Below are 23,716 nucleotides of genomic sequence, written 5' to 3'. Positions count from 1 at the left end.
CCGTGGCACGACAGATGAGTCGGGCTGACCGGCTGGGCGCGCCTTGTCCGATCGGCGCTGCTCATCTCCGTCAACGTCGCGCTACGCTCCCCGCGCCAAATGATCGACTTCCACGGGGGACGCATGGACATTCGCGCATGGGCACGTCTCGGGGTCGTACCGTTGATCGGTGCCATGGGCCTGGTGGCCCCGGCGACGACCGCGGCCGTCGCCGCGCCCGCGCCCGCGCCCGCGGGGATCCGCGACCTGTACGTCAACAGCAAGAACTGCACGCCAGGTGGGTACGGCACCGTCGACGCACCGTTCTGCACCATCTCCGATGCGGCAGCGCTGGCAGAGCCCGGGCAAACGGTGTTGGTGCAGCCCGGCGACTACCCGGAGGCCGTGACCATCACCCGGTCGGGCGAGGTCGGCGCGCCGATCACCTTTCGGGCCGTCAACGGGCCCGGCGGGACTGTCGCGGTGGGAAACACCACCGTGGGTGCGGTCACCGGCGTGGTCTTCACCCTCGACAACGTGCACGACGTCGGGGTCGAGGGATTCCGTCTGCTGAGCACAGCCGACCAGTCGGCCCTCGTGGTGAACGGATCACAGCGGGTGACTCTCGACGGCGTCGTCGTCCAGGGCGTCCGCGCCACCTTCGGCGCGGTCCGGGTGACGGGCCAGTCGGGCGGTGTCACCGTCAGCCGGAGCTACCTGTCGAGCGCACCCGCGGGCTATCCGGGTCTGGCGATCGAGGCCGGAGTCGTCGGCGCGGTGGTGACCGGCAATGAGTTCTCCCTCTCGGGCCTGCGAGTCACCGACGCGCCCGGCACCGTCGTCACCAACAACACCCTGCTCACGAACTGCGCCGTGGGGATCGAGGTGACTGCGGCCTCGACGGGTGTGTCGGTCCGGAACAACATCGTCCGCACCAACCCGTTCCGGCAGGCCTGCGCCACCCCGGCGAATGCGACGGCGATCTCCGTTTCGGCTGGTTCGGTGCCGGGGACGTTCGCGGATTACAACCTGATCGACCCGATCACCGGCGGCGCTCTGTACGCCTGGGGCGACGGCAGATATCAGGACCTGCCGGCGTTCCGCCAGGCCACCGGGCAGGGCGGACACGATCTCGCGGTGGACCCGATGATCGGTTCCTACAAAGGGTCACTCCGGCCCTGGCACACAATCGACCCGTCCTCGCCTGCGGTGGACTCCGGGGACGCCTCCGCTCGTGGCGTCACGGGCACCGACATGTTGGGCAACCCGCGCACCGACAACCCGGCGATCGCCAACACCGGCACCGGGGGCGGCTACCACGATCGGGGCGCGGTCGAGGCGCAGGGCGGTTCGGAAGGCCGGTCCACGATCCGGCGCAAGCCGGGCGGAAATCCCTTCGCGGTCACTGCTTCCGCGACTCCGCAGTATGCGTGGCCCGTCGGCGGCGAGGGCGGCTCGATCGCGTACCAGTTCGAGGGTGAGCAGCTCTGGCGGGTGACCTCCGCTCGTACGTTCGACCACACCTTCCGCCGGGCGGGTCAGGCCTGCGCCCACATCCGGATCAGCTTCACCGGCTTTCGACTCGCACCCGAGTTCTCTTCCTACCGCTGCACTCAGGTCGGCGCGCTCTACGAGACGGTGCACCCGACTCGGCTACTCGACACCCGCGAGGCGGTGGGCACGCCCACCACCACCCCGGTCCCGGCGAAGTCCGAGGTGGTGCTCGACATTCCCAGCATCAACGGGGTAGCGGCCGCGGACATCAGTGCGGTGGTGCTCAACGTGACAGTCACCCAACCCCGCACCGCCGGCTTCCTCACGGTCTACCCGGACGGCGCCCCGCTGTCCAGCTCGTCGAACCTCAACTTCGTGCCGAACGAGACGGTCCCGAACCTGGCCACCGTGCCGATGACCAACGGAAAGCTCTGGTTTCGCAACAGCAGCGGCGGCACGGTTCACGTGATCGCCGACCTCCAGGGCTTCTACGGCTCCTATGGCGCCGCCATGCAGCCGCTCACACCGACCCGGGCCCTGGACACCCGCGCCGGGGTCGGTACGCCGATGGCAGCCAACGGATACCTGCGCCTGGACCTCACCGGCAAGGTGCCGGCGGAGGCAAAGGCGGCGATCGTCAATGTGACGGTGACCGCGCCGACGGCCAGCGGCGTGCTGACGCTCTACCCGGACACCTGGCCGACGCCGATCGCATCCAACTTGAACTTCGTGGCCGGGCAGACCATCCCGAACCTGGTCATCGTGCCGCTGGTGGCCGGCAAGGCGATGATCCGCAATGCCAGCTCCGGCACCACCCACGTGGTGGCTGACCTCGCAGGCTACTTTGCCGCGCCGTCGTACGGCGTCGCCGACCAGACGTACGTCCCGTACGGGCCAGACCGGATCGCGGACAGCCGCGGCTTCAGCGGCTGGGACCGTTCCTTCTACAACGAGCCCTTCCACGCAGGGGAGAAGGCGACGGTCAGCGTCCGTCACTACGGGGCGTACTGCGAGGACGACTGCCCGACACCGAGGGCGGCGGTGGTGAACGTGACCGTCACCGATCCGACCACCGCCGGCGTTCTGGCTGTCTACCCGCCGGGAGGCACACCCTCGACGTCCAGCGTCAACTTCCTGGCGAGGGAGACGGCGTCCAACCTGGCCGTGGTCAAACTCGGTGCCGAGGGGCGGATGGCCGCGTACAACAACAGCAGCGGCTCCACCCATGTCATCGTCGACCAGTCGGGATATTTCATCGCGGCCCCCTGACGGTCGCTCAGGTGCACGGCGGCCGCGTCCCACTTCGGGGCGCGGCCGCCTCCTACCCCACCGACGGGCCCCGCGAGATGAAGACCGGCCGTGACCAGCTCTTTAGCTGGTCACGGCCGAGGTCGAGCACCCGAACGAGGACGTCCAGGTCGGCCCCCCACAGGGCCGACCTGGACGTCAGGCTCAGACGAGGTCGTACCGGTCGAGGTTCATCACCTTCACCCACGCCGCGGCGAAGTCGCGAACGAACTTCTCCCGCGCGTCGTCGCTCGCGTAGACCTCGGCGAGCGCGCGCAGCTCGGAGTTCGAGCCGAAGACGAGGTCGGCACGAGTGCCGGTCCACTTGACCTCGCCCGTGCCAAGGTCACGGCCCTCGAAGAGGTTCGCGTCCTCGGACGTCGCCTTCCACGTCGTGCCCAGGTCGAGCAGGTTGACGAAGAAGTCGTTGGTCAGCGACCCGGTGTTCTCCGTCAGGACGCCGAGCGGTGACTGCTTGACGGTGGCGCCCAGGACGCGGAGACCGCCGACGAGGACCGTCATCTCGGGCGCGCTCAGGGTCAGCAGGTTCGCCCGGTCGATCAGGAGGAACTCGGCCGGCAGCCGGTTGCCCTTGCCCAGGTAGTTGCGGAACCCGTCCGCGGTCGGCTCGAGCGCGGCGAAGGATTCGACGTCGGTCTGCTCCTGCGACGCGTCCGTACGTCCCGGCGTGAAGGGGACCTCGACGGTGTGGCCGGCGTTGCTGGCGGCCAGTTCGACGGCTGCGGACCCGCCGAGCACGATCAGATCGGCGAGCGAGACCAGCTTCCCTCCGGTCTGAGCGGCGTTGAACGCCTCCTGGATTCCCTCCAGGGTGCGCAGCACCGTCGCCAGCTCCTCGGGGTTGTTGGCCTCCCAGCCGTTCTGCGGCTCGAGCCGGATACGGGCCCCGTTCGCGCCGCCACGCTTGTCGCCGCCGCGGAACGTGGACGCCGATGCCCATGCGGCGGAGACCAGTTGGGGCACCGACAGCCCAGAGGCGAGGATCTGAGCCTTGAGGGTCGCGACATCCTCGGCGTCGACGAGCTCGTGCGTCACGGCGGGGATCGGGTCCTGCCACAGCAGCGTCTCGGTCGGGACCTCCGGGCCGAGGTAGCGCTCGATCGGCCCCATGTCGCGGTGCGTCAGCTTGAACCATGCCCGCGCGAAGGCGTCCGCGAACTCCTCCGGGTGCTCCAGGAAGCGCCGCGAGATCGGCTCGTAGATCGGGTCCACCCGGAGCGCGAGGTCCGTCGTCAGCATCGTCGGGGCGTGGCTGCGCGACGGGTCGTGGGCGTCGGGGACGGTACCCGCGCCGGCACCACCCTTCGGCTTCCACTGGATCGCTCCGGCGGGGCTGGTCGTCTGCTCCCACTCGTAGCCGAACAGAATCTCGAAGAAGCTGTTGTCCCACGTCACGGGGGTGTTGGTCCACGCACCCTCGAGACCGCTGGTGATCGTGTCGCCGCCCCGGCCGGTGCCGAAGGTGTTCTTCCAGCCCAGCCCCTGCTCCTCCAGCGAGGCACCCTCGGGCTCGGCACCGACGTACTTGTTCGGGTCGGCCGCGCCGTGGGTCTTGCCGAACGTGTGCCCACCGGCGATCAGCGCGACGGTCTCCTCGTCGTTCATCGCCATGCGGTGGAACGTCTCGCGGATGTCCCTCGCGGAGGCGAGCGGGTCACCGCTGCCGTGCGGGCCTTCCGGGTTCACGTAGATGAGGCCCATCTGGACCGCGGCCAGCGGGTTCTCAAGGTCCCGCTCACCGGTGTGGCGCTCGTCCCCGAGCCAGGTGGACTCGGGACCCCAGTAGACGTCCTCGTCCGGCTCCCAGACGTCCTCCCGACCGCCGGCGTAGCCGAAGGTCTGGAAGCCCATCGTCTCCAGGGCGACGTTTCCGGCGAGGACCATGAGGTCGGCCCACGAGAGGTTCTGGCCGTACTTCTTCTTGACCGGCCACAGCAGGCGGCGGGCCTTGTCCAGGTTCGCGTTGTCCGGCCAGCTGTTGAGCGGCGCGAAGCGCTGCATGCCGGCGCCGGCGCCGCCGCGGCCGTCGCTGATCCGGTACGTGCCCGCGCTGTGCCACGCCATCCGGATGATGAACGGGCCGTAGTGGCCGTAGTCGGCCGGCCACCAGTCCTGCGAGGTCGTCAGGACCTCCGCGATGTCCTGCTTCACGGCGGCCAGGTCGAGGGTCTTGAACGCCGCGGCGTAGTTGAACTGCTCACCGAGAGGGTTCGCCACGGCCGGGTTCTTGGCGAGGATCCGCAGGTTCAGCCGGTTCGGCCACCACTCCCGGTTTCCCCCGCCCTGGGTCGGATGCGGGGCACGTGCGGCCGCCGAGACTGGACAGCCACCCTCGCTCTCCTCCGAGTTCATGTCTCCTACGACTGCATCATGGTGGTGCTCAGCCACGTGATTCCTTCCGGGATTGGGGTTCAGGGGTTCAGGAACTGTGTGCGGTGGAACAGCCGGGGCACAGGCCCCGGTAGACGACCTCGGCCTCGTCGATCAAGAAGCCCTGGTCGTCGGACGCGGTCAGGCACGGCGCCTGACCGACGGCGCAGTCGACGTCGGCGATGACGCCGCACGAGCGGCACACCACGTGGTGGTGGTTGTCCCCGACCCGCGACTCGTATCGCGCCACGAAACCGGCCGGCTGGATGCGTCGCACCAGCCCCGAGGCCGTCAGCACACGCAGTACGTCGTACACGGCCTGGTGGGACACCTCAGGGAGATCGCGGCGCACGACACCGATGATCGAGTCGGTGTCGGCGTGTGAATGGGCGTACACCGCGTTCAGCACCGCCACCCGAGGGCGGGTCACGCGCAGCGCTGCCTCGCGCAGCATCTGTTTGAAGTCCAAGGCCGTGGCCACGCTCGGCAGTCTGGCCTCTTTTCTGGAATCAGTCAAGATCGGCCGCATGGCGCCCTGGCGAAGCGCGGGTGACGAGTTCGGTCGGCAGGTGCGGCACGGGCACTGCCGGCGGTTCCGATTGCGGGAGCACCATGCCTAGAACTACTATGCATTGCAGATCTAGGTATAGGCGGTCCATATGCGTATCACCAAAGACCTCGTCGCGGCGTCGGCTACGCCGCTCGTGCTGGGGATTCTCGCCGAGGGCGAGAGCTACGGCTACGCGATCCTCAAGCAGGTCAACGACCTGTCGGGCGGGCAACTGGAGTGGACCGACGGCCTGCTCTACCCGCTGCTGCACCGCCTGGAGCGGCTCGGCCACGTCGAGTCGGCCTGGGAGTCCCCGCCGGGGGGACGACGCCGCAAGTACTACCGCATCACCGACCAGGGCCGGGCCGAGCTGGCCGAGCAGCACCGCCAGTGGGCCGCGGTCGTCGACGCCCTGCGGGGCGTCTGGAGCACGACACAGTCCATCAAGCCGATCACGGCGCCGGCATGGGGGTCGGGACTATGACCATCGACAACGATCTGGAGGGCCAGATCGCCGAGTGGCGGGCCTACATCGACCGCCGCCGGGAGCTGCACCACACCGACGCCGAGGAGCTGGAGGACCACCTCCGCAGTCGGATCACCGAGCTGACCGAGGCGGGCCTGCGACCCGACGAGTCGTTCCTCATCGCTGTCAAACGCATGGGCAGCCTCGATGAACTGTCGCGGGAGTTCGCTCGCGAGCACTCCGAGCGGCTATGGAAACAGCTCGTACTGCCCGGGGAGCCGGATACGCCCACCGCCGCCCGTACCCGTCGCGAGCTGCCCGTCATGGTGCTCTGTGCGGCCGTCGCGGCGCTCGCGATCAAGGTGCCGTCGTTGTTCGGGCTTGACCTGTCCGGGGACGATGGCAGCTTCTACGCGCGAAACATCAGCCTCTTCGCGCTGCCGGCGCTCGCGGCGTACTTCGCCTGGCAACGCCGGGTCGGTCTTCGCGTCATCGGGGCGCTGGCGTTGCTGTTCGTTCTCGGCGCGGTCGCCGCGAACGCGTATCCACTGGCCGATGACTCGCAGACCATGGTGCTCACGGCGATCCACCTGCCGATAGCCCTGTGGCTGGTGGTCGGCGTCGCCTACGTGGGCGGCGACTGGCGCTCCGACCGGCGGCGGATGGACTTCATCCGGTTCACCGGGGAGTGGCTGATCTACTTCGTCCTCATTGGACTGGGGGGCGGCGTGCTCACCGCCTTCACGGTGGGCACCTTCCATGCCATCGGCCTGGACGCTGAGGGATTCATCCAGTCGTGGCTGCTGCCGTGCGGCGCCATGGCCGCCGTGATCGTGTCGGCGTGGCTGGTGGAGGCCAAGCAGAGCGTCATCGAGAACATGGCGCCGGTGCTGACCCGGGTCTTCACGCCGCTCTTCGCGGCCATCCTGCTGGCCTTCCTGGTCGCCATCATCTGGACCAACAACGGCATCGACGTCGAGCGCGACGCGCTCATCCTCTTCGACCTGCTGCTGGTCATCGTGCTGGGCATGCTGTTGTACGCCATCTCCGCCCGTGACCTCACGGCCCGACCCGGCCTCTTCGATCGCCTGCAGCTCGCGCTCATCGTCAGCGCGCTGGTCATTGACTTCCTGGTGCTCGTGGCGATCACGGGCCGGATCAGCGAATGGGGCTTCAGCCCGAACAAGACCGCCGCGCTGGGCGAAAACCTCATCCTGCTCACCAACCTGGCCTGGTCGGCATGGCTGTACCTCGGCTTCTTGCGCGGCCGGATGCCCTTCGCCCACCTGGAACGCTGGCAGACCCGTTACGTGATCGTGTACGCAGCGTGGGCCTGGGCAGTCGTCCTCGCCTTCCCACCCGTGTTCGGCTTCGCCTGAGCCCTCCCCCGACCGCCGGCTGGATCCGGCAGAAAGGCGGGCCTCCTCTGTCGCATCGACGTGGGAAACTCCTTCTCGCGGGTAATCACGGCGCCTGTTCCACAGTGGGGGGACCACATGCGTACACCTTCGCGGGCTTATCGCCGGGTCGCGGCGATGGTCGTGGCAACGGCGCTCGGCAGCGGATTGACGGTGGGTCTGCCGGCCACTCCGGCCGCCGCAGCGGTGACCGCGCCGACCGATCTCAAGACTGCCAACCAGCCCTGTGCCACTGCCGTGCCGGGGCCATATCTGAGCCCGATCAGGCTCAACGACGCCAATGCCGTGGTGCTGAAGGGCACTTTCAGCCGGACGGGCGACAGCACCGAGTTGCAGGCCGACTTCCAGGTATGGGACGTCGCCGACCCGGAGCACCCGCAGCAGTGGCTCAGTGGCATCGCCGAGCAGAGCGACGAGGTCTACGTCCAGCTCGAAGACGAGTCGAAGCAGCTCGACGGCGTGACGTACGCCTGGCGGGTGCGCGTGCTCGACGGTGCGGACGCCTCGCCGTGGAGCAGCACCTGCCACTTCACCGTCGACCGCCGCGGTGGCCCGGCACCGACCGTCACCTCCACCGAATATCCCCCCGGCAGTTGGGACGAGGCCCACGGCGCGATCGGGGTCCCCGGTGACTTCACGTTGACCTCGGCCAGCGACGACACCGTCAGCTACCGCTACCGGTTCTACTCCGCCGAGTTGAGCGACGATTCCCCCGAGTCCACGGTCGACGCCGAAGGGCTCGGCGGTCCGGCGACCATCCGGTGGACGCCCCGGGCAGCCGGCCACCACTCGGTCACCGCCTACGCCGTCGACCGGGCCGGAAACAGTTCCGAGGCCCTCTACCAGGAGTTCCACGTCAAGGAGACGCGCCCGTCGATCTTCTCGGCCGCGTACCCGGACTGGGGCACCAACCTGGACTACAACGTCGGCGTGTCCGGCGCGTTCGAGCTGAGCGCGACGGTCCCGGACGCGGCGACGTTCGTCTGGCGGATCGACGAGAACGGGCCCTCGGGTACGGTTCCGGCGGATGCCGCCGGGAGAGCGACGGCGATGATCGCCCCGACACGCGCCGGCCGGCAGACCCTCTACGTGCACAGTGTCACCGGCGATGGCACCGCGCACGCCCCCCGCGCCTACGAATTCCTCGTCGACAACGGCCCGAGGGTCACCGGCGACACGAACCGGGGTGTGACGATCGGTTCCTCGCTCACGTTCCATCTCGCGCCCCGGGTACCGCAGGTCGAGGCGTACCTCTACTGGCCGGAGTACTCCGGCCTGGAGGAGCGGCCGATCGAGAAGATCACCGTGCCGGCTCGCGCCGACGGCACCGCCGACCTCACCTGGACGGCCACCGAGACCCGCGTCACCGGCCTGCACATCCAGAGCCGAAGCGCGGACGGCACCCTGTCCGAGCCGCGCTGGAACTATGTCTCGGTCGACGGCGCGTCGCCGACGGTGACGCGGACCGGCGGCACCGACCTGGGGACGCCGGCCACCTTCACGGCCCGCACCCGCATGGAGAACGTCGTCGAGTACGTGGCGACGCTGAACCGCGACGACGCCACGAAGCAGGTCGTCAGGCCGGCCGCCGACGGCAGCGTCACCTTCGGGTACACGCCGACGAAGAGCGGCTACAACTACGTTGTCGTCGTCGCTCGCAACGCCGCTGGCGTGCAGACCGAGGAGGGCGGCACGTACTGGACGGTGTCGGACGCGCCGCGGGTCACCTCGACCGACTTTCCGGCAACCGGCAGCGGCCGGCTCGCGACGGGCACCTTCACCTTCACGCCGCGCCTTCCCGGCACGACCACGTACGAGTACTCGATCAATTTCGGGCAGTACGTCACCGTGCCCGCCAAGCCCGACGGCACCGCGACGCTGACCTGGACGCCACCGGAGGCTGGCACGTACTACCTGACCGTTCGCAGCCTCACGGCCGGCGGCACCCGCTCCATGAACACGCAGTACAGCTTCACCGTCGAGCCCGGCGTGGCCACGGTCAGCTCGGTGGCTCCAACCACCGTGCCCCCCGGGGGCCTCCGGACGATCACCCTCCACGGCACCGGGCTGCATCCGCGTGACGAGGTCCAGGTGACCCCCGCCACGGGACAACCGCTGACCGCGACGGTCAAGACGGTCTCGGCGGACGGCACGACGATGACCGCCGAGGTGAACCTCGCCTCCGCGCCGGCCGGCAATGCCAGCCTGACCCTGCGCCCGTATGGAGCGGGCCAGCCGGTGGTCCTGGCCAACGCCTTCACGATCAACCCGCCCCTGGCGATGCGCGCGGTCAACCCTCCGACGATCACCGGAACCCTGGAGGTCGGGGGCACCGTCACCGCGAACCCGGGCCAATGGACCCCCACGGCGACCGCCTACGTGTACCAGTGGTCGGCGAACGGCATCGCGATCACCGGCGCGACCGGCGCAACGATCAAGATCCCCGTGGCGCTGTACGGAAAGCGGCTCACCGTCACGGTGACCGCCAGCCGAGACGGATACGCCCCCGCCACGGCCACCTCGGCCTCCACGGCGGCGGTCGCCAGGGGCCAGCGACCCCCTCGCCGGTCGATAGTGCCCCCGGACACGCAGTGGCCAGACACGCGCCGACCGACGCCATGATCATCACCGGTTGACGTTCACCCGAGTGTCGTCCGATGTCGGCGATGTCGCGGTGTCCCAGCGCGGAGATGCCCCGATGTCGGTGATCTGGAGTTGACCATCACCAGCGGTGCCGAGTCGCTGCCGCGACCGGGCCGCACTTCGAGCTCCTAGCGCAGCCGCAAGCCCGCGATGACGAGTCCGACCATGAGGCGCGCGTCGTAGTCAGGGCTGTCGGCGCCGATGCAGAGATTGCCGATGCCGTGCATCAGGACGAGGGCGTCCAGGTCGGGGATGATCTCGCCCGCCGTGGCAGCGGCGTCGAGCAGCTCGGCGCAGACGGGGACGAGACGGTCGAGGAAGTAGGCGTGCAGCGTCTGGAAGGCGGCATCGTCGGACCGCATCGCCTCAGCCAGGCCGTGCTTGGTGACCAGGAAGTCGACGAAGAGGTGGATCCAGCTCGCCAGGGCGGCGTGCGGGGTGGCGCTCTCCGCCAGCAGCACCGGGCCGGCCTCGGCGCACGCCTCGACCTGGTGCCGGTACACCGCGACGATGAGATCGGCCCGCGTCGGGAAGTGGCGGTAGATCGTGCCGACCCCGACGCCGGCCCGGGCGGCGATGTCGCGCACGGGCGCGTCGACTCCGGAGCTGACGAACGCCGCGGCGGCCGCCTCCAGTAGCGCCGCCTCGTTGCGCCGCGAATCAGCCCGCTGCTTCCGCGCGCCACCCGATCCGCTGCCCGTACCGGCCACCGTTACCCCCGTCACATCCCTTGTTAAGCGGAACCATGTTCCGTATGTTTTAGCGGAACATGGTTCCGCATTGGCAGCATGCCAGAACGGCAGGCCAATGCCAAGTCAGAAGGAACGCCCATGCCCGCAACGCCAGAGCCCACGCCGGTCGTCTCGGTCCACCCCATCACGCTGCCGGCCCCGGATCGCGGCGACGATCAGCATGTACGGGTCTCCGCACCCACGACCGGCCACGAACTACCCGTCATCGTCTTCTCGCACGGCTTCGGCGGTTCGGCCGCCAACTACGGTCCGCTGGTCGACTTCTGGGCCTCCCACGGCTTCGTCGTCATCCAGTCCACCCACCTCGACTCACGGAGACTGAACCTTCCGCCCGACGACCCCCGCACGCCGCTGATCTGGCGACTCCGGGTGGACGACCTGAAGCGCACCCTCGACCAACTCGACCTGCTGGAGTCGTCCGTCCCCGGCCTTGTCGGACGCCTCGACCGCGCCCGCATCGCCGTGGCCGGCCACTCCTGGGGCGCCCAGACGGCGAGCACCCTGCTGGGGGCGCGGGTCCTCGACGCCGACGGCAACCCCGGAGCGGACATGTCCGACCCACGGATCAAGGCAGGCGTCCTGCTGGCCGTGACGGGCCGGGGCGGAGCCGATCTTTCCCCGTTCGCGGCCGAGCACTTTCCCTTCATGAGCCCGAGCTTCGTCGACATGACCACCCCGGCCCTCGTCGTCGCGGGCGACCGGGACGACTCCCCGTTGTCGGTCCGCGGGCCGGACTGGTTCACCGACGCGTATCACCTGAGCCCGGGCAGCAAGAGCCTGCTCACCCTGTTCGGAGCGGAGCACTCGCTCGGCGGCGTCTCCGACTACGAAGCCAGAGAGACGACGGACGAGAGCCCCGAAAGGGTTGCTCTGATCCAACGGCTCACGTGGGCCTACCTTCGGGACGCCCTCGGCCTCAAGGACTCCACCTGGCCGGCACCGGTCGAGAGCACCCTGGGCCGTCTCGAATCCAGGTAGAGACGAGCGGGCTCGGGGAGGGAAAGGTGACCTCTTCGTCACCTGTCGGCCGAATCGGGAGCCTGGTTCTCTGGCGGACAGCTAGTCACGTCCGCGAGAGAATGCGAGTCCCCATGTCGATCCTCCGCCGAACCACAGCCATCGCCGCCGCGGCCGTCGCCGCTGCCACCGCCTCGCTGGTCAACGCCTCGCCCGCCCTGGCCAGCACCCCGGCCAGCTGCTCCAGCGTCCGCCAGATCGGTACGACGCGGGTGCTGACGGTCGGCGGCATGGAGGCGGCCTCGGTCAAGCAGTACTACGGCTGCGGCTACAACTACGCCTACATCTACGTGTGGGAGCAGTACCGCAACACCCACACCAACTGGGACCTCTACGTCCACGTGATCGACCACTCGAACAGCGGCTCGGACTACGGGGTGGGCCAGCTCAACAACACCACCCGCGCGGAGTTGTGGGGCGCGCCGGCCAACACGGCCGCGCACTGCACGCACGTCACCGGCTACCTCAACTCCACGGGCGGCTCGACCAGCACTGTCTGCTGACGTCCCAGCCCGCCAGCTCCGGCAGGCGGCGAGCGCGCCGTCCAGGGAGCTGACGCCCGCAGAAGAATGAGGGGCAGCCCCGGCTGGGCCTCGCCCGACCATCGCCGTGCGGTCCATGCCCAGATCAGGGCATGGGCCGCCGGCGGCGGGGACCGCACGGTCTCGGGAGTCCGACGGCCCGACGACCGCGTTGCCGGCCTCGGTACCATTCAACGACGATGGTCCACAGTAAGCAGCCGGTGACGTACCCGGAGTCCGCACTCGGGGTCGACGGTTGCACCGACGCCGTCGAGGTCGGTCGGGGCGGTTTCGGCCTCGTCTACCGGGCCTGGCAGCCGGCCTTCTCGCGCTGGGTCGCGGTCAAGGTGCTCGCCGCCGACTGGCATGGCCCGTCCCGCGCCCGCTTCGAACGGGAACTGCGTGTTCTCGGCCGGCTCTCCGACCACCCGCACATCGTCACCCTGCACCAGGCAGGCCGTACCGCCGCCGGCAACCCGTACCTGTTGATGGCGTACGAGGAGGGCGGCTCGTTGGCCGACCGGCTCGCCGGGGACACGGCGGACGACTGGCGGGCGGCGGTGGCCGGTGGGATCGCGGTAGCCGGCGCCCTGGAGACCGCGCACCGGGCCGGCGTGCTGCACCGCGACGTGAAGCCCGAGAACATCCTGATCTCCGGGTACGGCGAGCCGAAGCTGGCCGACTTCGGCCAGGCCCGACCCCGCTCCGCGACCTCGAACGGCGCACGTGGGACGGTGACCGCGAGCGTCCTGCACACCGCGCCGGAGGTGCTGCGCGGCGAGCCGGCCTCGGTGGCCGCCGACGTCTACGCGCTGGCCTCGACCGTGCTGCACTGGATCCGGGGCGCACCGCCCTTCTCCCCCACCGACGGTGGGTCGCTGGATTCGCTGCTCCGGCGGATCGCCGTCGACCCGGTGCCGGACCTGCGCCCGAGCGGCGTACCGGACGGGGTGTGCGCGGTGTTGGAACGCGCGCTGGCGAAGGATCCGACGCGGCGGCCGGCGACGGCCGCCGCGTTCGCCGAGGAGCTGCGGCGGGAACAGGCGGCTGCCGGGCTACCGGTCACCCCGTTCGTCCTCGGCACGGACGATGCCCCCGGTCCGTGGGTCGAGGGCCGACCGGCCGGAAGGTCCGCACCCGGCCGGTCGCTGGTCGACCGCCGCCGCGCCGCCCTGGCGCTGTCGGCCACCGTCGCGCACCAGCCGTCATGGGTACGCGGACACCCGCTGGTCCGCACGGTCGGGCTGCTCATCGCGCTGGTGTCGGTGCTCGCCACCGCCCGTTCGGAGGCGCTGCCGACACCCGCCCCCGTGGCGATGCCGGCCGAGTTGGCCTTTGGCGAGCAGGAACTCAACGCGGAGTCGACCGAACAGGTGGTGACCGTCCGCAACCGCGACGACCGGCCGGTCCGGCTGACCGGGCTGGCGCTGAGCGGCCCGGCCCGTGCGGACCTGCGGATCCTCGGGGAGGACTGCACCACGCGACCGCTCGCCGTGGACGGTCGGTGCGAGGTACGCCTCGTCGTCGTACCGCTGACCGCCGGGTCGTTCCGGGCGGCGCTGGAGGTGACGGTGGACGGCCGGCACGATCCGATGCGGACCGCGATCACCGGCACCGCCCAGTCGCGGCGGGCCAGCCGGGACGACGCGCCACCAGGCCCCTGCTACGCCGACGCCTACCAGGTCGGTTCGACCGCCTACGGGCACGCGGGCGGCCTGCGGGCCATCTCCGTCAGGCAGTACTGGTCGCCGAGCTGCCGGGCAACCATGGCGTACGTCTGGGTGTGGAAGCAGTACCGGGACAACGCGGCCACCGGCGGCACCTGGACGGTGGACCTGTCGGTGCGGGACGGCGGCCCCGTGGCCCCGCAGCGGGCCGGCGGGCAGCCGCCGGAGCTGTGGACCGACCCACACCGCTCGGCGGGCCGGTGCACCGCCGCGACGGCGACCGTCATCGCCGACCGTTCCGGCGCCGCGACCACCGCGACCACCGCGACGTTCTGCGACCGGTGACGGGATGGACGGCTACTTCGAGGTCCACGCGGCGGGGAACGTCCGGCTGGTACCGCTCAGCGCCGACGCGCTGACCATCGGCCGATCCCCCGGCAACGAGCTGCCCATCGACAGCAAACTGGTCTCCCGCCTGCACGCCCTGGTGGAGCGCTTCCCGTCGGGCTGGACGATCCGCGACCTGGGCAGCACCAACGGCACCACGGTCAACGGCGGCCCGGTCCGGGCGGCGCGGCTGCTGCGCGACGGCGACCGGGTCGAGATCGGGCCGGCCCGCCTGGTGTTCCACGCGCCAGCGCAGCTCTCCGGCACCCGGACGGTGGGGGTCGAGCCAGCGCCGGCACCCCCGACGCTGACCCGGCGGGAGCGAGAGTTGATCGAGGTGCTCTGCCGCCCGTACGTCGAGGGTGGCAGCGCCTTCCCGGAGCCGCCGACAGTACGGGCCCTCGCCGTCGCGCTGGGCGTCAGCGAGAGCGCGGTCAAGAAACACCTGGCCAACCTGTACGACAAGTTCGCGTTGGTGACCAACGACGACCGCCGGCGCTCCCGGCTGGCCGGCGAGGCGGTCCGCCGGGGCATGACCAGCGGCTGATACACGTGTGCCCTCCGGGCCGCGTCCCGTGCGGCCCGGAGGGCACACCCCCCTTGTGCCACGCGCGTGGCGCCCACCCGAAACGGGTTCGGGTGGGCGCCAACGAACGCCACAGCCGGCCGGCCGCGTGATCCACCGATCGGCCGGCGTCCCCCCGAATCACACCAGCCGGCGGCACAGATCGGCAGGTGACGAAAGGGGGAGGGTTTCCTCCCTTCACGAACCGACCACCCCAGGCACCCTTGGTCACGAAGAAGGCCCGCCTCGGCGGGCCTTCTTCCGGTCCACTGTTCCGCCAGAGGTGATCGTGGTGGCGGTGCGCTGGTATCCGCGGGTGCCAGGTGGTTCGTCGGTGAGACGTACGTCAAGGTCAACCGGGTGTGGCGGTACGTGTACCGGGCGGTCGACCAGTACAGGCAGGTCATTGACGTGCTGGTCGCGACCTACCGTGCCCCTGGGTGAGCTGGTCCCGCTGGCTCTTCTTTCATGATCCACGATGCGTCGCGAACACCACGATGTTGTCCTTGTACGATTTCGCTGCTTTGTCGTAGTCGCCGCCACAGGTAATCACGCGGAGCTGCGCCTTGCCGGTGTGACCGTAGACCTGGTTCAGCGGGAGCTTTTTCTTCGGATAGCGGGCCACCCCGTCGACGGTAAAGCTGGCCTTCTTGCCATCTTTGCGGAGCACCTCGATGGTGTCCCCCGGTTTCAGCGCGCCCAGGCGGAAGAAGACAGCCCGACCCGTGGCGCGTGAGTCGACGTGGCCCACCACCACCGCGGTCCCCACCTCGCCGGGACTTGGTCCCAGCTGGTACCACCCGGCCGCATTGGGCTGATTCAGCGGTGGGACCGCGATCTGCTGGTTCCGGTCCAGCCCGAGCGGAATCGTCGGCGCGTCAACGCCGATCCGCGGGATCTTGATACGGGTCGGCTGCGATCGCGGCATCCCGGCCAACGTCGGTGAGGGAGACGGTCGGGTCGCGGTCGACCCGAGAGCGCCTTCGATGCGGGCCGGAGCACTGCGCGCCTCGCCGTGGGTCGCCCCGGCGGCCGGCGACGCGTTGGCTCCGCTCGGCGTCGGCTGTGGTGTGGTGGGTTCGTCCGTCAACGGTGACGGCAGAGACTGCGGTGCGGCAGCGGGGTCGGGCTGCGGCGGTCCGACCGGATCAGGAGCCGTGGCCGCGAACGCGATCACTCCTGCTCCGCTAAGCGTGACAAGGGTGACCAGGACGAGGCCAGCGGCGCGCCACGGGAGACCGTGGCGGCCGCTGGCGCTCCTGGCCGCATTAGGCGACAGTGCCATTGGCGGACCGTCGACGCAGCAGCGCGATGCCACCGAGCACGCCCACGCCCATCATGCCGGCACCGGTCGCCGTCAGAACACCGGTGTTGGTGTCGGAAAGCGCGCCGCCGTCACCGGCCGCGACGGCGGCCGTCCTCGGCAACACCCAGGCTCCGTCCGGACCCGCGTACGCGCCGCCAGCCGGGGCGGCAGGCTGGCCCACCGGCGAACCAGGCTCGCCAAGACCGGCCTCGACCATCCTGAGGAGGTCGCCGAGCAGATCGGTCTCCACGTCCACCTCCACGTCGATGTCGCGGATGCAGACGACGAGGGTGTGCTGAGTCTTGTTGTCGTTCGACGCCGCCTGCGCTGCTTCCAGGGACACGTTGAAGGTGACGACGCTGTCCGTGATGGTGTTGTCCTTGATGATCTGGGAGATGTTCTGCTCGTTGATCTGCTTGTTGGTCGCGCAGGTAACCCCGTTACCGTTCTTGTCGCGCAGGTTGAACGTCTTGGGCTTGTCGTCTGACTTCTTCTTCGACTCCTCCCCCTGCTTCGAGGCCGCGGGCTCCTTGGGTTCTCCGTCGGTCGCGGCGAGCGCGGTGGCGGGTGCCGCGAGCAGCAGCGCGGCGCTACCCAGCACCACCCCGCCGGCGAGCTTGGTCAAAAATTTCATCGACATACTCCTCAATCCCTTCTGGTTGGCTCGGGACGACGAGCCATGACGAACGTTAGGCCGATAAACGTGAAACGAGAGGAGTTTCCGGGTTTCGTAACATGTAGTACGTGAGAGGCCATAAGTAGTTAATTCATGTTCGCTGGGGCGTAAGGACCGTTCTGTCCGCCGAGCTTTGGTAGCGGCCAGGTGCTGCCGGGTGGCGCCGCCACCCGTACCGGCTCGCGGTGGCACCTGTGCACCGCCGGCGGGGGAGCCGCCGGCCTGCTGATCACGGCGGCCGAGGAACGCTTCCGCGCCCTGGGCGCTGCCCGGGTCGGCATCACTTTGGTGGCTACAGCAGTCGTACCGTGGGGCGGTGGTCGTGGAAGCCCAGCAGCTCGCGCACGCGTGGCAGCGGCCAGGCGAGTTGCTCGGCGCGTGCTGGAAGGGTCAAGCCGTGGCGGCTGGCAAGGTCGAATGCCTGCTGTAGCAGGATCGGCTGTTCACCGGGAATCCTGCGATGGGCTGCGGGGTGAGCACGCAGTCGCGTCGTAGGGCATGCAGCTGTTGACACGCCCCGGTGGCGGTCGAGTCGGCGACGAGGGCAACCTCGCGGCAACGGTAGAGCAGGCTGTCGGCCGATGTCCCCCAGGCGTCCTGCAAGCCCGTCAGGATTTTGAAGTTGAGCCGGTGCGGCAGGTGCGGCAGCGCGGGGGGTCAGGAGCTCAGCGGCGAACCTTTCCGGTTCGCGTTCTTGTGCCCAGTCACGGGCAGGCGTCGACGTTGGCAACCTCGCCGTCGGCTGGTGGGGCGTGCGCGACGACGATGCCGTGTGCCTCCATGGTGCGCACCAGGTGCGGATGGGGCCGGTTCCAAGCCCCAATGGGATCGCAGAGCGCGGGCTGCCGCGCCGGGGTCGCCCGCCGAGGAGCTCGGCGACGAGCGGAGCCAGCTCGGGTCGAGACCGGGAGCCGGCCTCGTACTGCCCGACAGTGGCCGGCGTGACACCGACGGCCTCCGCGATTTCCTTCTTGTCTTGCCTGCAAGATGACGCGCCTGGGTCAGCCGAGCCCGATCGATCGCTCGCGCCACTGCCCCCGGCATTTACCGACGAGGCCACCCGTGCTGCGTCATCGCGGACGAGGGCGAGACGGAGCTGCTCAGACCTGGTCATCGTGGGTCAGCAAGTGGCCGACGGTGTTCGCTGGACGGGGCGTCCCTGCTGACCTTCTCAGCCGGCGAGAGGGCTGAGGATGGGATCTCGCAGCGGCGCCTCGTCGAAGCGACGCGCCCCGACGCGGCCGGACTCGTTGGCCCGGGGCAGACCGGTGACCGGGAGCGACCGACCGTGCGTCGCGTCGCGTCGCGTCGAGCGCTGCAGGCAGGGACAACAGTCCGACTAGCTTCCGCTGCAGGCTGCCGTCCGCGGGCAGGGACGCTGTTGCCGCAATCGGGTAGCAACGACTGCGTCGTTCACCGCTAGCCGGGTCGATCCTGCACGGTGAGCATGAGAAGTATGACCAGGACGAGGCCAGCGGCACGCCACGGGAAACCGTGCCGGCCGCTGGCGCTTCTGACCGCCTCAGGTGACGGTGCCGTTGGCGTACCGCCGACGACGCAGCGGTGCGATGCCACCGGGCACGCCCACACCGATCATGTCGGCACCGGTCGCCGTCAGAGCATCGGTGTTGGTGTCGGAGAGCGCGCCACCGTTACCCACCGCGACGTCGCCCCTCCTCGGGAACCCAGGCTCCGTCCGGACCCGCGTATACGTCGCCAATCGCGGGGTCGTTGCCGGAATGCTGGCCTACTGGGCGAGCCGGCCCCGCCGATACCGGCACGCTGGAGCGACTCGGGGCAAGTCCTACTCCTCCACGTCCACGTCCACGTCGATGTCCCCGATGCAGACGACGATGTTGTGCTGAGTTTCGTTTTCGTTTGTCGCTTCGACCGAGGCGGACTGCTCGACGTTGACGTCGACGTCGCTGTCCTTGATGGTGTTGTCGCTGATGATCTGGGCGATGTCCACCTCGTTGCTCTGCTCGCTGTTCGCGCAGACAACCTCGTTGCGCTCCGAGGCCTGTCCGTAGGCCTGTCCGTAGGGCGCGGCGAGCGCGGCGACAGGCGTACCGAGCAACAGGGCCGCACTGCCCAGCGCCACCCCGCCGGCGAGCTTGATCAGAAACTTCTTCGACATGTCTCTCACTCCTTCTGGTCGTCCCAGGCGGACGAGCCATGACGAACATAAGAAGGATTCATGTCCGGTCGGAGCGCTTTCCAGGTTTCTGAGGCAAACATGCCTTCGGCTGCTATACGTAACTGTTTCACGTTTCCGGGCGATAAGCCTGGTTCAGGTCTTGTCGGCGGCGACTCACGCGGCTCGTACGGTACGGCTGCACCCACGTCCTCGCCTTCGCCTCGCTGTCCAGCACCGCCTTCGCGGTCGGACTTGCCTGGGCGCCGAACGCCCACGCCATCGCCGCTCTGTGGATACTGACCGGTCTGGCGTGGGCGGCCGTCATGCCAATCCAGCAGGCCGCCATCGCCGAAGCCTCCGGCGCCAACATCGGCCGCAGCATGGGCATCTACGAGTCGGCCAGCCTGATCGGTGCGCTCCTGGGCACGGCGGTCGCCGGAGCCGTCTACGACCGAGCCAACTGGGTCGGAGTGACCGGTGGGATGATCAACTTGGGCGGCATGGAGTTTCACCTGCCCTGTGCTGGTCAGTTGTCGATGCTGCCGCTGCAGCCCTTTCGGCGGTTGACGCCGACGGCCCGCCCACTTCTCAGCGCAGAGCGTGTCAGCTAAGAACCTGAGTCCCGATGGTGTTCAGCAAAGCGAACTGGTCGGCTGTGGCGGTCCCTGCTGGTGGAGAGCAGATGGCGATGCGCAGGTCGTTGCCGGGGATGGTGAGGGTGTCGCAGTCGACGGTGACGGGGCCGATGTCGGGGTGGTGGATGGTTTTGCTGTCGGTGGTGTGGAAGCCGACCGTGTGGGAGCCCCAGAGGTCGTCGAAGCGGTCGCTGGCGTCGCGCAAACTGCTGATCAGTGCCGTGAGCTGGGTGTCCTTGGGGTAGCGGGCAGCGGAGGAGCGCAGGTCGGAGACGAGGGCGGTCTCGAAGCGGTCCTGTTGGTCGGGGGTGTGGGTGACGCGGGTGGGCTGGTGGGTGAAGTGCCGCCAGGCGATGTTGCGGTCCTTGCCACGCCAGGGTGAGGGGTCGCCCATGAGGGCGGCCCACAGGAGGTTCCATGAGATGAGGTTCCAGGCGGCGTCGTGGACGCTGAGCGGGCTGCTGTTGAGCTGGTCGAGGAGGCGCTGGACGCTGGGCGGGATGTGCGGGGACACCTGGCCGGTGGTGGGCGGGGCCTGACCGGCCAGGAGGTAGAGGTGGTCGCGTTCGGCCTCGGTCAGGCGCAGGGCGCGGGCGAGGGAAGCGAGGACCTGCGGGGAGGGCGAGGTGGCCCGGCCCCGTTCCAGACGGACGACATAGTCCACGGACAATCCGGCGAGCTGGGCGAGCTCTTCGCGGCGCAGCCCTGGTGCCCGTCGGACGCCGCCATGAGGGAGGCCGAGGTTCGTGGGGCTGGTGCGGTCGCGCCAGTGGCGCAGGGCTTGGCCGAGGGCTGCGGGATCGTCGTTCACCCTTCCATTGTCCGCCGGACCTGCATGAACAGCCTGGTACTGGCCGACCCCCCGCTGAGGAGGGCTCTCCCTGTCTCCTCCGGCGGTGCATACGTTGAGTGGCATGACAACAGTCACCGTGATCACCGGGGCCAACAAGGGCCTCGGATTCGAAACGGCCCGTCGCCTCATCGAGGCGGGCCACACCGTCTACGCCGGAGCCCGCGACGCCGTCCGCGGCGCGCAGGCCACCAAGGCCCTCGGTGCCCGGTCGCTGCTGATCGACATCACCGACGACGCGTCCGTCGCCAGGGCCGCCGACCAGGTGCGCGCCGAGGCGGGCCGGGTCGACGTCCTGGTCAACAACGCAGGCGTCGCCGGCCCGGCTCTCCCGGCTGGCGAGCTGACCGCCGCTGACCTGCAACAGGTCTTCGACACCAACGTCTTCGGCGCCGTGCGGAGCATCCGCGCGTTCCTACCCCTGCTCCAGAGCGCCAACCGGCCGACGATCGTGAACGTCTCCAGCGCGCTGGGCTCGCTGACGATCAACGCCGACCCGGCCGCCCACGCCGAACTGCTCCCCGCGTGGGCGCCGCTGCTGGCCTACAACTCATCCAAGGCCGCGCTGAACATGCTGACGGCCGTCTACGCGCAGTCGTTCCCGCAGATCAGCGTGGTTTCGGTCGACCCTGGGTTCACCGCGACCGACCTCAACGGCTACCAGGGCACGCAGAGCGTCGAGGAAGGCGCCGCGGCGATCGTCGCTGCCGCCAATGCCGGCCCCGGCGCGCCGAGCCCGGCCTTCGTCGGCGCCACCGGCCCCGTGCCCTGGTAACCCCTCCGACTTCCTCTCCCCGGCGGCCGCGAACTGCGGCCGTTCCGCACCACCACGAAAGAGTGATCATGAACAGCGTGCACCAGAAGTCCCTGCAGACCGCTCAGGCGTTCATCACCGCGTTCGAGAACCGCGACCCCAGCACCGTCGCGTCGCTGCTCGCGGACGACGCGACCTTCGTCATCCCGCTGTCGATCGCGGGCACTCCGGAGCCCTGGTACGTCTTCGACAGCCCGGCCGCCGTCCTCGCCTACGTCGGGTCGGTCGCCGCGAAGTTCGACCACGTCGCCTTCCTGGACAAGGTCTGGACCGTTAGCGAGGACGCTCACTCGGTGTTTCTCCAGGCCAACGGTGACATCGTGTCCAGCGCGGAGAAGCTCGTCTACAACAACGTCTACATCTTCCGCATCGACGTGGCCGACGAGCGCATCGTCAAGGTCTGGGAGTACGCCAACCCGGTCGCCTACGCCAACCTCGGCATCGCCGACTCCGAGGCCGAAGCCGCCGCCCAGGCCAACTGACCCTGCGGTTCATCGCCCCCTGGAGGACCGTCGCGGTTCTCTGACTTGATCTTTAACCTGTGTCGGGTTCATGGGTACCCCGGCTGATCCATACCGACAGCCCCTGGTCGATCATCTTCTTGACGAGGGAAGAGGATCAATACCAGGGGCTGTCTTGGTGACGAGAGCACTCGCGTCAACGCTGGACGCGGGGCGCGGTCCAGTTGACGGTGGAAACGATCCGCGAGGGTGGCGTTTACCTGGGAGCACTGCACCCAGCTAGAGCCCGGAATTCGAACCTACGATGCGGGTATGGCTCAATCCGAACTAGGGGCATATCTCAGTACCCGTCGCGCGCTGGTCAGTCCGGGCGACGCAAACCTGCCCAGCGTCGGGCGCCGCCGGGTGCCAGGCCTGCGGCGCGAGGAAGTGGCCATGCTGGCCGGGGTGAGCGTCGACTACTACGTCCGCCTCGAACAGGGGCGGGAACGTACCCCCTCTCCGCAGGTGGTCGGTGCATTGGCGGTCGCCCTCCGGCTCGGCGAGGACGACCGTCAACATCTGTTCCGGCTGGCCGGGCTCAGCCCACGGGCCCGGGCGGCGGCGGTCAGCGACCGCGTCGATCTGAGCTTGCTCGAGTTGATGACCGCCTGGCCCAACAATCCGACCATCGTCTACAACCGGGCCTTCGACGTCCTGGCGTCCAACCCGATCGCTGACGCGCTGTTCCACAGTTGGACGCATTCGCGCAACTTGATGCACATCGTGTTCACCGACCCGGGCGCGCGCACCTTCTATCAGGACTGGCGTGACGTCGCGCGCAACTCCGCGGCCGGCCTCCGACTCGGCTACGGCAAGGCGCCCGACGATCCGCGGATACAACAGGTTCTCACCGAACTGCTCAGCAGCAGCCCTGAATTCGCCGAGCTGTGGACCCGCCACGACGCACACGGCAAGGCTCTGCAAAGCAAGTGCTTCCACCACCGTGATGTTGGACCGATGACGTTGACGATGCAGACCTTCGACGTCCGGTCGAGTCCCGGGCAAGAGCTCGTCGTCTATCACGCAGCGCCGGGCTCGACCAGTGCCCACGCCCTGGCGCTCCTGGGCTCGCTGGCCGCCAGCGCACCCCAATCTGTCTGAAGGGGTGCAGCGTGATCTGCGGGCCGTACATCGGCTGGCTGGCTGATCGTCCGTGAACACCACTGGAGACCCTATGAAATTCCCCCTTTCGGCTGTGCTTAGCGGCGCGTACGTTGCCGTGCTTCTCGCAGCGTGCTCCGTGCAGCCGGACAGTGACAGACCTGCTGCTCCAGTCGACGCCGATCAGGAGGTGAGGTCACCCCTGGCGTCAACGCCCCCAGCAGTGCTGGCGACGCCGCCGGCCGAGGCGAGGATTGAGTCGCCGCACCCGTACGTCGGGATGTGGGTGACGGCTGACGGCTACATCCGTCAGGAACTGCTCGCTAACGGCCGCTATGACGAGGCACGCGGCGAGCGGCAGAGCGCCTATACAGGCTCCTACCAGGTATTCGACACGCGGATCGAGTACGTCGACGACACTGGGTTCACCGCGGACGGGAGGTTCGACAAAGACATCCTGTACCACGGCGGCTACGTCTTCCACCGTGCCCAACCCTAGCCAGATATCGTCGCCCCTGCCCCGACCGGAGGCGGGCAATCACCGCTTTATCGAAGCG

General features: G+C 69.1%; 20 protein-coding genes and 3 pseudogenes. 14 read left to right on the top strand and 9 right to left on the bottom strand.

The window, feature by feature from the left end; all coding sequences use genetic code 11:
* The first annotated feature begins 123 nt into the window (after positions 1-123).
* Entirely contained in the window at positions 124-2,742 is a 2,619-nt protein-coding gene (locus tag OG990_RS30625) for a right-handed parallel beta-helix repeat-containing protein (RefSeq protein WP_406077969.1), read from the top strand.
* 183 nt (positions 2,743-2,925) lie between these two features.
* Here OG990_RS30625 and katG read toward each other — a convergent pair whose 3' ends face one another.
* Together katG and OG990_RS30615 are read right to left on the bottom strand one after the other, a co-directional pair.
* Positions 2,926-5,133 (bottom strand): catalase/peroxidase HPI, encoded by a 2,208-nt coding sequence (katG, locus tag OG990_RS30620; RefSeq protein ID WP_406077968.1) that lies wholly within the window; start codon positions 5,131-5,133, stop codon positions 2,926-2,928.
* A gap of 67 nt (positions 5,134-5,200) precedes the next feature.
* On the bottom strand, positions 5,201-5,605 hold the full coding sequence (locus tag OG990_RS30615) for a Fur family transcriptional regulator (RefSeq protein ID WP_328426152.1): 405 nt from the start codon (positions 5,603-5,605) through the stop codon (positions 5,201-5,203).
* Between the two features lie 205 nt (positions 5,606-5,810).
* Between OG990_RS30615 and OG990_RS30610 the strand changes: the two genes are divergently transcribed.
* The 3 genes from OG990_RS30610 (at position 5,811) to OG990_RS30600 (ending at position 10,207) form a co-directional block, all read left to right on the top strand.
* The gene (locus OG990_RS30610) at positions 5,811-6,185 is read left to right on the top strand and encodes a PadR family transcriptional regulator (RefSeq protein ID WP_328421480.1); all 375 of its coding nucleotides are present in this window, start codon (positions 5,811-5,813) and stop codon (positions 6,183-6,185) included.
* Positions 6,182-7,546: a permease prefix domain 1-containing protein gene (locus OG990_RS30605; protein WP_406077967.1), complete on the top strand. Its 1,365-nt coding sequence runs from the start codon at positions 6,182-6,184 to the stop codon at positions 7,544-7,546. Before OG990_RS30610 ends, OG990_RS30605 begins: the two co-directional genes overlap by 4 nt.
* A gap of 117 nt (positions 7,547-7,663) precedes the next feature.
* Positions 7,664-10,207 carry a hypothetical protein gene (locus tag OG990_RS30600; RefSeq protein ID WP_406077966.1) on the top strand — a complete coding sequence of 848 codons (2,544 nt, stop codon included), beginning with the start codon at positions 7,664-7,666 and terminating at the stop codon, positions 10,205-10,207.
* Between the two features lie 149 nt (positions 10,208-10,356).
* On the opposite strand, the gene OG990_RS30595 is transcribed toward OG990_RS30600, so the two are convergent.
* Positions 10,357-10,938, bottom strand: a complete 582-nt coding sequence (locus OG990_RS30595; RefSeq protein ID WP_386986826.1) for a TetR/AcrR family transcriptional regulator — start codon at positions 10,936-10,938, stop codon at positions 10,357-10,359.
* 120 nt (positions 10,939-11,058) lie between these two features.
* On the opposite strand from OG990_RS30595, the gene OG990_RS30590 reads away from it, so the two are divergent.
* The 5 genes and pseudogenes from OG990_RS30590 to OG990_RS30570 form a co-directional block, all read left to right on the top strand.
* Positions 11,059-11,958, top strand: coding sequence for an alpha/beta hydrolase family protein (locus tag OG990_RS30590; RefSeq protein ID WP_406077965.1), 900 nt, complete (start codon positions 11,059-11,061; stop codon positions 11,956-11,958).
* Between the two features lie 113 nt (positions 11,959-12,071).
* Entirely contained in the window at positions 12,072-12,500 is a 429-nt protein-coding gene (locus OG990_RS30585; RefSeq protein WP_406077964.1) for a hypothetical protein, read from the top strand.
* 218 nt (positions 12,501-12,718) lie between these two features.
* Positions 12,719-14,530, top strand: coding sequence for a protein kinase domain-containing protein (locus tag OG990_RS30580; protein ID WP_406077963.1), 1,812 nt, complete (start codon positions 12,719-12,721; stop codon positions 14,528-14,530).
* A 4-nt stretch (positions 14,531-14,534) separates the two neighbouring features.
* Positions 14,535-15,119 carry an FHA domain-containing protein gene (locus OG990_RS30575; protein WP_386986553.1) on the top strand — a complete coding sequence of 195 codons (585 nt, stop codon included), beginning with the start codon at positions 14,535-14,537 and terminating at the stop codon, positions 15,117-15,119.
* Between the two features lie 339 nt (positions 15,120-15,458).
* Positions 15,459-15,569 (top strand): annotated as a pseudogene (locus tag OG990_RS30570) (DDE-type integrase/transposase/recombinase); the annotation flags it as partial.
* A gap of 34 nt (positions 15,570-15,603) precedes the next feature.
* Here the strand turns inward: OG990_RS30570 and OG990_RS30565 are convergent.
* The 5 genes and pseudogenes from OG990_RS30565 to OG990_RS30545 all read right to left on the bottom strand — a co-directional run bounded on the left by OG990_RS30565 (position 15,604) and on the right by OG990_RS30545 (position 19,256).
* The gene (locus OG990_RS30565; protein ID WP_406077962.1) at positions 15,604-16,314 is read right to left on the bottom strand and encodes a class F sortase; all 711 of its coding nucleotides are present in this window, start codon (positions 16,312-16,314) and stop codon (positions 15,604-15,606) included.
* A 91-nt stretch (positions 16,315-16,405) separates the two neighbouring features.
* Positions 16,406-17,068, bottom strand: coding sequence for a hypothetical protein (locus tag OG990_RS30560; RefSeq protein ID WP_406077961.1), 663 nt, complete (start codon positions 17,066-17,068; stop codon positions 16,406-16,408).
* A gap of 925 nt (positions 17,069-17,993) precedes the next feature.
* Positions 17,994-18,233, bottom strand: a pseudogene (locus OG990_RS30555) (helix-turn-helix domain-containing protein); the annotation flags it as partial.
* 408 nt (positions 18,234-18,641) lie between these two features.
* On the bottom strand, positions 18,642-18,779 hold the full coding sequence (locus OG990_RS30550; protein WP_406077960.1) for a hypothetical protein: 138 nt from the start codon (positions 18,777-18,779) through the stop codon (positions 18,642-18,644).
* Positions 18,780-18,923: 144 nt separating this feature from the next.
* Complete coding sequence (locus OG990_RS30545) at positions 18,924-19,256, bottom strand: hypothetical protein (protein ID WP_406077959.1); 333 nt, start codon at positions 19,254-19,256, stop codon at positions 18,924-18,926.
* Between the two features lie 200 nt (positions 19,257-19,456).
* Between OG990_RS30545 and OG990_RS30540 the strand changes: the two are divergent.
* Positions 19,457-19,867 (top strand): annotated as a pseudogene (locus tag OG990_RS30540) (hypothetical protein); the annotation flags it as partial.
* Here the strand turns inward: OG990_RS30540 and OG990_RS30535 are convergent.
* A complete protein-coding gene (locus tag OG990_RS30535; protein WP_406077958.1) occupies positions 19,860-20,702 on the bottom strand; it encodes a helix-turn-helix transcriptional regulator in 843 nt (280 codons plus the stop codon). The pseudogene OG990_RS30540 and the gene OG990_RS30535 sit on opposite strands and share 8 nt — an antisense overlap.
* Positions 20,703-20,805: 103 nt before the next feature.
* Between OG990_RS30535 and OG990_RS30530 the strand changes: the two genes are divergently transcribed.
* From OG990_RS30530 to OG990_RS30515, 4 genes are all read left to right on the top strand, one after another.
* Positions 20,806-21,516 carry an SDR family NAD(P)-dependent oxidoreductase gene (locus tag OG990_RS30530; RefSeq protein WP_406077957.1) on the top strand — a complete coding sequence of 237 codons (711 nt, stop codon included), beginning with the start codon at positions 20,806-20,808 and terminating at the stop codon, positions 21,514-21,516.
* Positions 21,517-21,584: 68 nt separating this feature from the next.
* Entirely contained in the window at positions 21,585-22,037 is a 453-nt protein-coding gene (locus OG990_RS30525; protein ID WP_406077956.1) for a nuclear transport factor 2 family protein, read from the top strand.
* A gap of 291 nt (positions 22,038-22,328) precedes the next feature.
* The gene (locus tag OG990_RS30520) at positions 22,329-23,159 is read left to right on the top strand and encodes a helix-turn-helix transcriptional regulator (protein ID WP_406077955.1); all 831 of its coding nucleotides are present in this window, start codon (positions 22,329-22,331) and stop codon (positions 23,157-23,159) included.
* Positions 23,160-23,382: 223 nt separating this feature from the next.
* Complete coding sequence (locus tag OG990_RS30515; RefSeq protein WP_406077954.1) at positions 23,383-23,658, top strand: Atu4866 domain-containing protein; 276 nt, start codon at positions 23,383-23,385, stop codon at positions 23,656-23,658.
* The last annotated feature ends 58 nt before the right edge of the window (positions 23,659-23,716 follow it).

The sequence above is a fragment of the Micromonospora sp. NBC_00858 genome (assembly GCF_045207365.1).
GTDB lineage: Bacteria > Actinomycetota > Actinomycetes > Mycobacteriales > Micromonosporaceae > Micromonospora.
Note: the sequence above shows the minus strand (reverse complement) of the source record. Positions and strands in the feature narration are given on the sequence as shown.